The sequence below is a fragment of the Ralstonia sp. 25C genome, assembly GCF_051904805.1.
GTDB lineage: Bacteria > Pseudomonadota > Gammaproteobacteria > Burkholderiales > Burkholderiaceae > Ralstonia.
In genome coordinates, this window is record NZ_CP196738.1 from 162,158 (window position 1) to 176,295 (window position 14,138).

The following is a 14,138-nucleotide window of genomic DNA, read 5'->3' on the forward strand; positions in this document are numbered from 1 at the left end:
CATGCGTGCGCATGCCTTCATTGTTGCCGCCATTGCGTTCACCACCTGCATAGTGACCACGTCCGCGATGGCCGGGCCGCGTATCGACGCGCGCACTTTCGCTACGCTGGCCGCGACGTGCGCGCCGCGCGTTGATCGCCTGACACTCGAAGCGCTGGTGCGCACGGAGTCTGCCTACAACCCCTACGCGATTGGCGTGGTCGGCGGCAGGCTGGTGCGCCAACCGGCGACGCTGGAAGAAGCCGTGGCGACAGCGCATTCTCTGGAGCGCCAGGGCTACAACTTCAGCGTTGGGCTCGGGCAGGTCAACCGCTATAACCTCGCGCGCTTTGGCGAAACTATTGAGACGGCTTTCGATGCCTGTCGCAACCTGCGCGCGGGCGGCACCATCCTCGCCGAGTGCTTTGCGCGCTCGCTGCCGCGCTATGGCGATCAGCAGCAGGCGCTGCGCGCCGCCCTGTCGTGCTATTACAGCGGCAATTTCGAGACCGGCTTTCGCCACGGCTATGTGCAGAAAGTCGTCGCCAACGCAGGGGACGTTCCCGCCATCGCGCCCGATGCGGGTCAGGGGCGTATCGAGCCGATTCCCGTGGTGCCCGCCGGCGGCGGCGCGCCGGCCCCAAGACCGCCACGCGCCGCTTCCACATCGGCATCAGCGCAACAACAGCCCAGAGTGCTATCCGGCAGCGCGTGCACCGGTCAGAACGGACGGCAAGTGATGATCATTGCGTGCAACCGCGCCGATGGTCCGTCCTGCCTGCGCTGCGTAGCGCTGCCGCGCTAAGTGCGGCTAACGCACTGCCCTGGCACTGCGATATAGTGCTTGAAGCCCGAAGCCTTCTTGCCCGCGTCACCGCCCTTGTGCGCCGCCGCTGTCCGCGGTCTTCACGCTCTGCGTGTCCACGATCAAGAACGTCGTGCAGGCGTTGCAGCGAGTGCGGCTCTGTTGCCGCAGGTCTCTAGGGCTTCTTAACAGACCGGACAAATCGGGTGCAACAGTGACCGACGGCAACAAGATCAACCCGCTGCGATGGCTTTCTGGCCAGTGGGACTACCGGAGATTGACGGCGCCCCGCGCGATTGTCATTGCGGGTGCGGCGGTGGCGCTGTTGATGGTGTCGATCTGCGCGACCGTGCTGTACCAGAGCCGGCTGGACGCGATGGCGCACGCGTCCGCTACCTCGCGCAGCCTGGCCTTGCTTGCCGAGCGCGATATCGAACGAAATTTCGAACTCTATGCCCTGTCGCTGCAAGCCGTCGTCGACCGTGTGAATGATCCTGAAGTAGCGGCCGCGTCGCCCCGGTTGCGCGGCTTCGCCCTGTTCGATCATGCCGCGACGGCGACATATCTAGGGTCAATGCTGGTATTGGACGCGCAAGGCAATATCGTCATCGATGCCGCCAACGACTTGCCACGGCAGGGGAACTTCTCGGACCGGGAGTACTTCAAGGTGCATCGCGACAATCCGAACGCCGGCCTCTATGTTGGCGCCCCCTATGCCTCGCGGTTGCGTGGCGGGGCGCTGAGCATTCCGCTGAGTCGCCGGCTTTCGCACCCCGATGGATCGTTTGCGGGCGTTGTACTGATTGCCGTGCAACTCGACTATTTTCGCAAGCTGTTCGCCGCGCTCTCGTTGGGGCCGCACGGATCAGTTGCATTGATCGGCCGGGACGGCGCGATGATCATGCGCCAGCCTTACGACGAGAAAGTCATTGGGCGCAATATTCGCAACGCCAGTACGTTCAAGCGGTTCCTGCAGGCACCCGAAGGAAGTTTCTCGGATACGTTGACGATTGACGGCATTGAGCGGCAGTACTACTTCAAGAACCTCCCGAATCTGCCGCTCATCATCATGGTGGCGCAGGCGCATTCCGACATCTACGCTGCGTGGCGGCATCGTGCATTTGTCATCGCATCGGTGATGGGCGCGCTGGCCGTTGGGTTCGTTGGTCTTTCCGTTGCATTCGGGGTACAACTCAAGCGCCGGATGCGTGCGGAATCGGAGCTGGCATTGCTCGCGCGTACCGACGGGCTCACGGGGCTGAACAATCGGCGCACGCTTGGGGAAATCCTCGACCAGGAGTGGCGGCGCGCCAAGCGAAACCACAGTGTGCTGTCACTGCTGTTCGTCGATATCGATTGGTTCAAGCTCTTCAACGATACCTATGGGCACCAGGCCGGCGACGATGCCCTGGCGGCCGTCGCGAAATGCATCGGTGAGAACATTCGCCAGCCCGGCGACAGCGCTGCACGGTACGGTGGTGAAGAGTTTGTGATTGTTCTGCCCGATACACCGCCGGAAGGCGCAGTGTCGATGGCCGAAAAGATCCGCGCGGCGATTTCTGATCTGGGCATTGAGCATGCGCTGAGTCGCTATGGGCGGGTGACGGCAAGCATCGGTACCGCAGCGTGGACGCCCGATGCTGACGTCGACGTCAGCGCCGTGATCCGGGCTGCTGATCAAGCGCTGTACGACGCGAAGGCGGCGGGGCGCAACATGGTGGCCCAGTCAGAGCCACATCTGGTGTAGACGAGCGCTTGGCTGGGCCGTCTTCCCATATGAGGCGCTGCGCCCCGCTGGCTGCCCCCCCGCTGGCAGCTGGAAACCCCGACGCGGCAATTCGGGGACGGGGCTCACGGCACGATCACGATAGGCTCGTCCGGGTGGATCAGCCCGACATTGCGATGCGCGAACTGCGGGTTGATCTGCAGCAACTGCGCCAGGGCCGCTTCGACCTGCTGCTCATCCGACATGGTCTGGCGCTGCGCATCGGAGACGTGCGCCTCGTGCAACAACGGGGTTCGATACCGATCGGCAATGCCGTCGAGCGTGTCGCCCGGCTGCACCACGTATTCGGAATGCGTGGGCGAGGGTTGCGGGGTGGCGGACGTGCTGGGCGGTTGGCTCGTTGAGGGCGCAGTCGTGCTGGCCGACGGTGAAGGCGTGGTAGACGGCGCGACCGGCACGGACGGCGAGACCGATGGCGACGGTGATACCGAAGGCGATGCCGATGCACTCGGTGATGCACTCGGCGACTGCGTGACAGCCGGTGTGCCGGGCGGGCGCTTGCTCTTGTCGTCCTGCATGAACAGCGGCTTGATCAGGTTGAATGCATACGCCGACAGCGGCAGCAGCGCGATGGCGATCTTGTGCTTGCTGACGAACTCCGAGGCATTCGGGAAGTGCGAGCTGAAGCGCGAGAGCCCCAGTGCGCTTGACGACAGCAGCATCGGCACGCCCTTGATGTAGTCGCCGCCCATCACTTGTGTAGCGCCAAGCAGTAGGCCGCCGGTAGCGGCCAGCGTGTCGGCCGAGATATCGAGCCCGCGCACCGTGCGGCTGCGCTGTTCAATGTCGATGTTGCGGCCGCGCCCGAGCAGCACGCCCGTGGTGTACGCGATCGACGCCACTGTGCCGCCCGTGGGCAGCACGTACCAGATGGCCGAATCGTGCGCCAGTGTCCACGCCTTGGTCGCCATCGCATGCGCATACGAGGCCAGCCCCGCGCTGTAACCGCCGATGGCGATCTGCCTGCCCCAATAGCCGAGCTTGGTGCGCGGGTGCCCCAGGTGCACCTGCTGCAGCCCCGTACCGCTGAAGATGGCCTGGATCTGTTTGACCAGATCGGCCGACACGGCCTGCGTGGCCTCACCGGCCTGCGTGCGTGTGAGTTCCCGATTGCCCAGGCGCTGGTAGATGTTGTGCACGCTCCAGTTGGCTTCGGCAACGAACGTGCGCAGACGACCCTCGATCTCTGCCAGGTTGGCCGGCACGGTCTTTTCCGACGTGTGGTCTGGCAGTGCCTTGACCAGCCGGTCGACCATCGTCTGCGTGGCCTCGCTGAAGACACGCGGGTCTGCCCGTTCGATGGTCGCCATCGTCGCCTGATGCAGCACCTGCGCCGAACGTCCGATCCGCAGCAGCAGCATGGATGGGTTGCCGGCCAGAGAAACGGTATTGGCGCCAGTGCCCGGTATGCCGATCAGCACCGCGCCCGCGCCGCCTGCCACGGAGGCGCCCACGGTCACCACTTCGCGCGCACGCGTGCCGAGCTTGGGCTTGGCGCCCTCCACACCCAGCGCATTGAGTTCCGCCGACGCCTGTTCGGGTTTGACCAGCATCTTGCGGGCGGTCTGCGTGGTTTCCACGCGCCCCGCGCTCTGCGGCTCGCCGGACGCGTCCACCGACAGGGCTTTTTCGTTTTCCACCATCTCCCGCCAGGTGGGCAGGGGTGTGGCCGCGTTGTTGGCTTGGTTGCTGGCCAATGCCGGCAGCGCCTTGGCGCCCGCGGGGCGCGCAGCCACGCCCATCTCGGTCGTCCATTGGTCGGCAAACTGATTGGCGCGTTTTTCTGTCGGACTCAGGCGCCGCTTGGCTTCCCACACCGGTTTGGCAAAGGCGATTTCGGTGGCGCGGGCGCGATTGACGAGCGCGCTCGTGTTGCCGTTGAAGACGCGGTCGATGATCGCGTTGACCTGGCTGTCCGACAGGTTGTACTTCTGCTTGCCCAGCCGCGCGATCTCGGCCAGCAGCACCTGGTTCTGCGCGTCGTACTGGCTCTTGGACGGGCGCTCGAACACACGCGTGAGCGCATCGTCGCCATGCAGCCGGCCTTGGGTGGGTGCGCCGTCGCGTTCGAAGCGCAGCACCATGTCGGCGACGGCGGTATTCAGCCGCTCGTTGGCGATGGCGTCGGCGCCATTGGTGGCGTATGACACGCCCATATGCACCCAGGGCAGCGTGGGCCGCTCCAGCACCTGTTCGACGAGCTTGGCATTGCCCCCGCCCGGCACCGGCTCGAGCACCGTATCCCAGCCGTGGAAGCTGACCATCACGTGGGGCTGCGGCGCATCGGGGTGGGTGGCGCCCCACTTCTCAAGCATCGAAAACAGCCGCACGTGGTTGTCGTACGCGTCATTGGTGCGCGCGGTGAAGTGGCCGTTGGTGCCGATCAGTGGCCGCGACGGCGCGAACTCCAGGCGGATGACCACGCCCGTCTGCGACGACAGGTCGAGCCATTTGTCGAGACGCGACTGGTGCAGATCGTCGAGGAACAGCTTCTTCTGATCGACGCCGCTGCCGGATTTGATCTGTGCGTTCGCGTGGTCAATGGTGGCGTTGTTCACGTCGATCTGCTTGGCGGCCTGCACAAAGCTTGGGTCCTGGCGCTTGCCGACGGCGGCGCGCAGCGAATACGGGTCGACCACGAGCGAGATCACAGGCATGGCGCCGCCCGTTTTCTTGATGAAGGCCAGTGCGCGGGCGGGGTCGTCGCGCAGGCGGTATGCCCGGCCCATCGGCGCTAGCCGCGCCTGCAGCGGGAACTCCGACCGCAGGAACGTGTTGACCATGTGCCGGTCTGCCGTGGCCGCCGCCGAGAACCGCTGTGCAGCGCGCTTGCCCGCGAACGGCACGCGGCGCGACACGGTGTTGGCGGCCACGTCACGGGCCACGCGCAGCTTGAGCTTGAGCTTGCGCCAGAGCTGCGCATCGGCCATCACCACCTCGGGCGCCTGCTCCGTGACGGGTTTGAATTCGACGTTGCCGGCATAGGGGTCGGTTTTCTTGCCGGCTAGCAGTTCGACCGCGTCCAAAGGTCGGGTGAGGTTGCCCAGCTTGGGCGCGTCGGGCGGCAGCGCCACCGTGGTGGTGCTGGAGAGCACCGGCTGGTACACGCCAATCTCCAGGCCGGTTCCGCTGCGCTGCCATGCCTCGAATTGATCGGGCGGCAGACGCGTGAGCAGGAAGTGGGTATCCGCGCCAAAGCTGTCGTGCCCGATGGCCAATTCCTTGGCTGGGGTGCCGTTGTCCTGCGCGGCTGCCTTATTCCAGTCGCCATACCAGATGAGGCTGTTTCCGTCAGGCTCCAGGCGGCCGGTCGGTGTATGGCCGCCCAGCTCGCCTGCGTTGTCGGCTGTCTTGTAGACGTAGATGTAGTGCGTGCCGGCTTCGAGCTTGCCTTGTTTCACCAGGTTGCGCAGATGGACGATGTTCGCCCCGCTGTAGTCGAGCGCATAGGCATCGGACTCGGGCAGCATGCGCGTGTCGGCGTAGCCGTGAGCCGAGGCTTCCAGCGGCGTGCCGGTCGTGACGGGTGCCTCCAGCGTGCGCTGCCGCCATTGCAGAAGCTGCGCCGCGCGCCCGCGCAGGAAGCCGCCGTTGGCCTGCCTGTTCAGTGTAGTGGCGGCCTGTGCAATTTCGCCCGGCTTGAAGGCCGGCATGCCGTATTCAGCCTGCTTCCAGAGCGTGCGCGGCTTAAGGAAGCCGCCCAGTTCCTTGACTGTCTCGGGCTGCACCGAGCTCACCACAAAGCGCACCCCGCGCGGCGCGCTGCGCAGTGTGCGTGCGCCGTGCGCCTGCTGCTTGGCAAAGGCGGCTTCGAGGCTGCGCTCGGGCACGGTGGCGCCGTCCATCGGTGCATCCACGTGGTATGTCCATGTGCCGTCGGTGCCACGCGTGGCATAGCCTTTTGGCGCACCGCCCTTCTTGTCGATCACGTAGATGATGTTGTCGTTCTTCGCGGCGCTGGTCGCCTCTTGCACGCTCTTGTAACGCTTGGCCGTGCCGAGCTGCTGGATATCGGCCACGACCTCGGTCTTGATCTTGTCAGCCGCGGGCGACAGCACATGCGAGCCGTCATCGCTATTGATGCGCGAGGGGCCGCCAAAGGCCTGTAACCGCTCGTACGACACGGGGCTGATGTAGAAATCGACGCCCTTGCGTGCGGTGTGCATCGCAGAGTTATCGCCACGCACAGCGCGCTTGACGATCTTGGGGACGCTGCTGCCGCGCACGGCCTGGGGTGGCGCGAAGGTGCCGTCGTCGCGCAGTTGCGTGGTGGCCACGATGGTGGGCGTGCTGCCTGGTTGGCTACTGCCTTTGAGCGCGATCAACACGGTGTTGCTGCCGGCCTTGCCGGCCAGATCGCTCAGCCTGGGCACCTCGGTGCCAGGCACGTGCCGCAGCGTGCGCAAGTCTTTCACGTCGAGCCATTCGGCGGCCTGCGCGGCGGCCTTTTGGGCGTTGGATGCTGATGCCGACGCCGGAGCCGGCATGTGCGGTGTGCCGGGCGCCGCGCCGTTCCAGTGCGAAGCGTAGTACTGTGCGTAGGTCTGGTCCGGCGCGGTGGACGGACGCATGCTGCCCAGGGTCTGCGCGAGGCGCAGGTAGGCCTCGGGGTTGTTGGCATCCCACTGCGCATAGGCCTGTTCCAGCGGCTGCGGCATCTGCGCACGGGCGCCAATGTCCACACCGGTGGCGGCCAGCACCTCGTCGCGCACGTTGAAGGCGTTGCCCTGCGCGCTGGCCTCGGCGGCGAGGGCAGTCTGCACGTAGCTGGCCTCGCTGTGGCGTTGCAGGCCCAGCAGATTGAGCTCCATCTTTACGGCGTGGTCGGCCTCATGGCCCAGCGTGTAGACAAGCGCCTCGGCATCGAGCACGTTGGGGTCGAGCGTGATGGTCTTGCGCTCGGCATCCACCGCCGAGCCCCGGCTGGCGCGTCCGAGGCGCACCGTCCAGCCGGCGTTCTGCAGCAGGCGCAATTGGCGCGTGAGTGTGTCGGAGGCGCCAATCAGTGCGTGGGCGCTGGGCGGCAGCGGTGCGCCGCCAAACGACATCGTCACACGGTCGGCGGGCGTGGTCTGGTAGGTGCCGTCCTGCGGGCGGTATTGCGTGCCGGTCCCGCTGTAGTCGGGCGAGCCGGCCGGGCGTTCCACGGGGCCGCCGAGGTTGCGCGCCGGGTTGGTGGGGTCGATGCCGATCTCGGCAAAACGCCGGCTGGTGGCTTTCTGCAGCGCGGCGCTGTAATCGAACGGTATGCCGTATTGCGCGGCGGCCTGCTGCGCCAGCACGGTGTCGTGCTGGGCCAAGGAGATCGCGTAGGCGCGGATGCTGCCGAAGCTCTGTTCCGCGCTGGGCGTGCGGCCGATGTCGGTGGCGCCAAATTGCGTGTTGCCGGCGGCAAATCGGTCGATGGCGCGCAGCAGCCGGTCGACCATCGCGGGGGCCGGTTCCGCCGCGGTGGACACCCCGCGCAACTGCGCCTCGGTCATCGACGGCACGGTGTCGTGGAAGTGCTCCGGATGCTGCTGCTGGTAATGGCGCAGCGCCTCGACCACGCGGTCTACGGCTGCGCGGTCGGTGGCATACACGACGATGTTGTCGGCACGCGGGCCGGCGGCGTCGGGGCCGGACGCCTTGGCTGCATAGACGCCCGGGAAGTGGCCAGGCTGGTCCACCACGCCGCGCACCAGGAAGTCGAGCACATCGAGCACATGCGACGTCTTTGCGTTGACGTAGACGCGCTCGGTAACGGCATCCGGGTCGACCAAGCCATCCTCGCGCAGGAAGTGATAGAACGTGGTGCGCGCGCGGCCTTCCGTTGGCATGGTGCTGTCGACGAAGGCGCCGTCGGCTTGCGACACGGTGTAGGCCCCTTCCGGGCGCTGCTCGGCCAGTGCGATCAGGCGGGGGAAATAGAAGTCGCCCGGCATGGTGTCTTCCGGGCCGGTGACGCCGCCCGTGCGGGCGTACAAGCGGTACACCTCGTTGTTGCTCAATGCACCATCTCCCCTGCCTGCACCGTCTGCCTGCACCTTGGCAAGCAACGCCTGCTGGGACTCCAATGCCGATTCGGCACCACGCGGCCCAAGCTCCGGCAGCACGCGCTGGACCGGCGTGCTGCCCGGGTCGGGCGCCACGCCCGGCATGCGCGTGCCCGAAGCCGCCAGGTTGGCTGCCGCCGCCTCGTAGGCCTGCCGCTGCGATGCGCCATGCTGGCGCGCCACGCCCATACCGGCACCCATGAGCCCGGCGGAGGTGAAGAACTGCACCCAGTCTTCTCCCGTGGCCTGGCCGTTGGATCCTGCCAGCGATTGCCCCTGATGCAGCATGGCCGCGAGGTTGGTATTGAGCGCGCCGGCGCCCATCAGTCGATAAGCGAGGGCGCCCCCGCCCAGGAACTGCAACCCCGCCAGCCGGCGCAGGCGTGCGGGCAGCCTGGCGAGCACGTCCGCCCGGTTGAGCAGCGGAATGGCCTCATTCAGCCGCTGCAGGCGCAGCGTGCCCTGCGTGAGATCGGCGACGACACCCGGGTTGCGCGTGACGCCGAACACGGCATTCAGCCGTTGCGCCGCGTTGGCGGTTGCCGCGGGCGAGCCATACAGCGCGCGGCTGAGCATGGCGTTGGTAAGGTTGTTCTGGAACGGGCGCAACGCCCAGCGGTTGTCATTGAGCAGGCTGATGCGCGCGGCATCTTCCGCGCTGGCGCCGCGTGTGATGCGCACCGCGTTGATCGCCTCCATGAAGTCGGCGTTGTAGGCGCCCACGCGCGCTGCGGCCACGGCCGTGCGGTTGACAAGCCCGCCTACGCCCGCCGCGCCGCCCAGCACGTTGGCGCCCAGGCCCACCCAGTTCCACGGGTCGTCACGACCCTTGGCGGTGGACAGCGCCTTGATCGACTGTGCCGCGCCCGCTACAGCGGTCACCGCAAAGTAGGCATCGGCCAGGTTCGACAGCACCACGGCCCACAGCGCCGCGGTCTCGGGTTGCACGACGGTGGTGATAATGCCGGCCGCCACCGTCAGGCCGATCTCCAGGTCGGTCTTCAGGTGCTCCCAGTTGTACCAGTGGTCGTCAGGCTTGTAGGTCTTCCAGTAACCGTCGCCGGTCATCAGGTTGCCGTTGGCATCGACCACCCAGTGCGGCTGGGCGATCAGCAGGCCGCGATCCAGGCCGCTGTGCGATTCCCAGTCGCCGTAGCCGTTGCGCACGGTGGTATCGGCCGGGCCCACGTCGATATAGCGCCCGTCGGTGCCGATGCCTTCCATGATGGCCAGGCGTTTGGCGTCGCCCTTGCCCTCGCGGTTGTCCCACCACTGCATCGACAGCGAGGTCAGCGTCACGGGCGTGGAGCCGCTGGGCGTGTTCACGCCTTCGCCGTGCATGAGCTGGCTGGCCACCTGGGCCAGTGTGGTCTTGTGGCCCTTGTGGTCGTAGACGACTTCGTTGCCGTTGTATTCATTGAACTGGCCGTCGGCCATGGCTTGCTGGTCGCTCAGCGTGCGTGCCGTGTACGTCGGGTCCAGCCCATATGCCTGGCCCACGGCGTTGTACACCTCGGCCTGGCTGGTGACGGTGTGCATGCCGTCCTGCCAGGGCAGCCCGATGGTGTTGCCGCTGGCCGTGACACCGGCGGTGGTGCCCGAGCTCACGCCGGCGGTGTCGGGCGCCCAGTGCAGGTCGTTCTGCAGCCGTGGGCTTGCGTTCGCGGCATTGGGGAGGTTGGGGGCGGTGCTGACCGGCGCCGGCGGCTTGGAGGCATCTTTGTAGCCGGTCTCGCGCCGGATCTCCTTGCTGACGTCGTCGCCGATGTTGTCGCCGAGGATGTCCTGCGTGAGCTGCATCGGGACGTTGCCGTCCTTGACGTCTCCCAGGCCGAAATCCTGGCCGGTGACCACGGCCATGCCGTCGCCGCCGACGAAATACGTCGTGTTCAGCCGCGAATCCACCGATTCGGTGCCCAGCCCGCCCTTGTCGAGGGGCTTGAGCATCAGGCCCTCGATCTGCTTGCGCAGGTCGGTCATGTCCTGGTTGCGTGCGCCGCCTGCGGCCGCGTAGATGCGCGACATGGCTTTCAGGTCAGTCACATCCAGCTTGCCCTGGAACTGGCTGTGGTACAGCGCAGCGGCCAGGTCCGGCGCAACGCCGTTCATCTGATCGGCCGCGGCGTTAGCCTGGTCTCCCTTGTCCTTGCCGAATACCTGCGCACCGCTCTGTTGAAACAGCGACTGCGTCTGCGGTGCCTGGATCGTGTCGTCCAGCAACTGCGCGTAGAAGATCGTGCCCTTGTAGGTATCGAGCGCCGTACCCATGGCGGTGAGCCGGCCCTGGGGCGAATCGCTGCCGTTGTTGGCGGCGATGCACATCATGGGCGCATGGTCGAGGATGGATTGCAGCGCGCGCTGCTGCAGGCCGGAGATGCTCGCGTCGCCCATGACCTGGTCGAACAGCGGGTCACCCGACTGCATGCCGGCGAGCAGGCCCGTGAGCCGTTTGGCCGCCGCCGCGTCGCCCTTGCCCGGGCCGCCGTTGGTCTGCAGGGCATGCGCGGCGATGTGCAGCACCTGTTGCGCGCCAAGCCCCATCTGCCATTGCTGGAAGCTCGTCAGCAGCTGCTTGAACTCGGGCGAGTCCTTGCCGGTGCCGCGCGCAGCGTCCATCTCGGGCGCAATGCCGGCCATGGTGACGGCGTTCTGCGCTTTCCACAGGGTATCGACGTTGTTGGGGTTGAGCTGCCAATCGCCATCGTCGGATTTGTGGCCGGCGGCGACGTTCAGCGCCTGGTCGAGGTCGTTGTGATACGACTGCAGGGCACGCGCGGCAGCGGCTTTGAGGTCCGCGTTGTCGGGCGCCTTGTCCGATTTGGCCTTGGCGTCTTGCCACGCCGCGTAGTCGGTACGGGCCTGCGTGACAGCGCCATCCAGCGCCTTCTGATCGGGCTGGATGTCCTGCTTCATGATGCCGGCCGTCCAGCGCAGTACGTCCGGGTCCAGCAGGTTCAGCTTGGCAAGGTCCTGGGCCCCGGCATCGACGGGGTCCTTGGTCGGGTCCTGGTAGTAGTCCTCCAGGTGCTGCTGCGCCGCCACCGTCAGTGCGGATTGCGTCAGCATCGCTTCGTTTTGTTCGTTGCCGCCGAGCCAAGCTCGCGTGGCGGCAATGGCCTCGGGCAGCGTCATGCCGCTGGCCACCAGCTGGCCCAGATGGGCGGTGGTGTCGGGCTGGGCGCCGTCGCGCTGCGTGTCGGGCGTTTTGGCATCCGGCGTTGCCGCCAAGGTGCCCTTGCGTAGGGCGTTCACGCCGTCCTGCAGGTCCTGTTCGGTAAACAGCTGGGCGGCGTTGACGTCCTTGGTGGCCTGGTCGATGGGGTCGGTAGGGGGCTGCGCGGGCTTGTCTCCAGTCTTGTCGCCGGTGTTGTCTTGCTGGCGCGCCACGGTCACCGCCTGGGCACGTGCGAGCACCGCTGCCTGGGCCCATGTGCGGTTGCTGATGTCGGCGTTGGCCTTGTCGTTGCGCGCCGCATCGAGCGCCTTCTGCAGGCCGGCCGCGTCGGCCGTGCCGCTGCCCAGCGCCTTGTTCAGCGCCGCCTGGGCCTTGGATAGGTGGGCCGCATCGTCCGGCCCCACCTGCACCGTGGGCGGCGATGGCTTCAGGCCGGTGTGCTTCTGCAGCGTTTTCGACAGCGCGCCGTTCGGGTCGTCATCGATGATGGACTGGTACGGCGCCATCGATGCATTGTTGGCCTTGGCCAGGCCCAGCGTGTCGAACGGTGTACTGGGCGGCGTGTAGCCGTTTTCCTTGAAGCGGTCCTGGTCGGCCTGCGCGTTGTAGAGGAAGGCCTTCAGGCTGCCCATGACATGGGCTGCGCCGTCGCTCTTCGGGCCGCCCAGCGCGTTGACGATGCGGCTGATGGGGCCGTAGTAGTCATCGCGCTTGTCCAGGGTTTGCATGGAGGGGGCGTAGACCTCGGGGTCGCCCGCTTTGATCTTGCTGTCGATCTTGCCCTGCAGGTTTTGCGTGTACAGCGCCTGCGCCAGTTCGGGCGAGGCGCGTTGTACGTCTTCGAGCAGCGCCGCGATGTCGCGCAGCTCACCTGGCGTGCCCACCTTGGTGATGTTGTCGTGCGTGATGCCGGCGTTCAGCACTGAGTTGACGAGGCCCTTGTACAGCACTGTGTCTTTGTAGCGTGACAGCGCGTTGCCTTCGGCCACCAGCGTGTCGTGCGGGTTCTTGCCGCTGGCGTGGGTGATGTCCTGCAGCGCGCCGGATTGGATGTCCTGCGTGCGTGCGTCGTCCATGACGCTCGCATAGAGCGGGTCGGTGTTGGCCACGCCGCGCAACTGCTGGGTGAGCGTTTGCGCGGCCTTGAGATTGCCATCGGCCCCGCCTGATGCGCGGGCGGCCTGCGCCGCGTCGACGATCTCGGCGGCGTGCAGGTCGTTCAGCACGGCGGCCGCCGCAGGTGCGCCTTGCGTGCCTTGCGTAGCACTCGCGGCGCTATTGCGTTGCGCGACCAGGCGCTCGGCCAGCAGGCGCCGCTCGGCCTGGAGTGGATCGGCACGCCACTGGCTGTCGGGCTGGCCGGCGGCAGCGTTCAGCTCATCGGATAACGCGCTGTGATAGGCCTGCTTGTCACGCGCAAGCGTCGCTGCGTCGGCATTGGCGGCCTTGTCTTTCTGCCAGGTCTCGAAGGCGGTCTGGGTGGCCTTGACGGTGTCGTCCAGGTTGGCGGCCGGCTTGAGCGCAACGTGCAGCGCCTTCACCGCGTCGTCGATGGCGGGTTTGGAGAAATTGCTGAGCCAGACGTCCTGCTTGGCGGCAGTCTGGATGGGGTCCGCATCGGCCGGGACCTTGCCGTCTGCCACGGCTTTTTCGGCGGCGATGGTCAGGGCGGCTTCGCTCAGGACCGTCTCGCTTTGCTCGCTGCCGCCAAGCTGGGCACGCGCTGCGTTGACGGCCTCGGCCTCGGTCATGCCGCCGTCGAGCCCCGCCTGAATGGCGGCCCGTGCGTCTTGCAGCGTCACGGCTTGCGTGGGCGGAGCCTGGTCGGTGGCCAGCGGTTTGTCGGACAGCGAATGCGTGGCGCTGTCCAGCGTGGTGTTGTCGAACACGTGCGTGAGGCCGACCTGGCTAGCCGCCTGCTCAAGCGCGTCGACCTTGGGTTGCGCCGTGGTCGCCCTGGTCTGTGCGGGGCCGTTGTGTGCCGCCTGCAGCAGGATGGCGGCCCGCGCGAGCGCCTCGCGGCTGACCCCGGGTTGCGTCTGCTGGATTTTCTCAATGGCGGCTTTCAGTGCCGCCGTATCGTCCGGAGCCCTGCCCTGGAGCGCGTTCTTCAGCGCCGTCTCGGCATCGGACACATCGCGCGCAGTGGGCGCCGGCGGCGGTTGGATGGGCTGGGGCGGCGTCGGGACGCCACCACCGCCGTCGATGGCTCTGAGCATTGCGGTTCTCCTGGGCAGACTACGAGCGCTCGCCCATGATTGCCGCGCTTGCCAAGCACGCCTATCCGGAAAATTCGTAGGAAAGCGCGCGAGACCGGCGGGCTCCATGCCGGGGACTACGCGATCCAGTAGCGGTTTT

3 protein-coding genes and 1 pseudogene are annotated in these 14,138 nt (G+C 66.8%); 2 read left to right on the top strand and 2 right to left on the bottom strand.

All coding sequences use genetic code 11. The features are described from left to right. Position 1 precedes the first annotated feature (1 nt). A complete protein-coding gene (locus ACS7SF_RS19265; RefSeq protein WP_439893752.1) occupies positions 2–784 on the top strand; it encodes a lytic transglycosylase domain-containing protein in 783 nt (260 codons plus the stop codon). A gap of 14 nt (positions 785–798) precedes the next feature. Here the strand turns inward: ACS7SF_RS19265 and ACS7SF_RS19270 are convergent. After that, a pseudogene (locus tag ACS7SF_RS19270) lies at positions 799–934 on the bottom strand (IS5/IS1182 family transposase); the annotation flags it as partial. 64 nt (positions 935–998) lie between these two features. Here ACS7SF_RS19270 and ACS7SF_RS19275 point away from each other — a divergent pair. Next, entirely contained in the window at positions 999–2,531 is a 1,533-nt protein-coding gene (locus tag ACS7SF_RS19275) for a sensor domain-containing diguanylate cyclase (RefSeq protein ID WP_439893753.1), read from the top strand. Positions 2,532–2,635: 104 nt separating this feature from the next. Here the strand turns inward: ACS7SF_RS19275 and ACS7SF_RS19280 are convergent, their stop codons facing one another. Further along, positions 2,636–13,999, bottom strand: coding sequence for an LWXIA domain-containing protein (locus ACS7SF_RS19280; protein WP_439893754.1), 11,364 nt, complete (start codon positions 13,997–13,999; stop codon positions 2,636–2,638). Positions 14,000–14,138 lie beyond the last annotated feature (139 nt).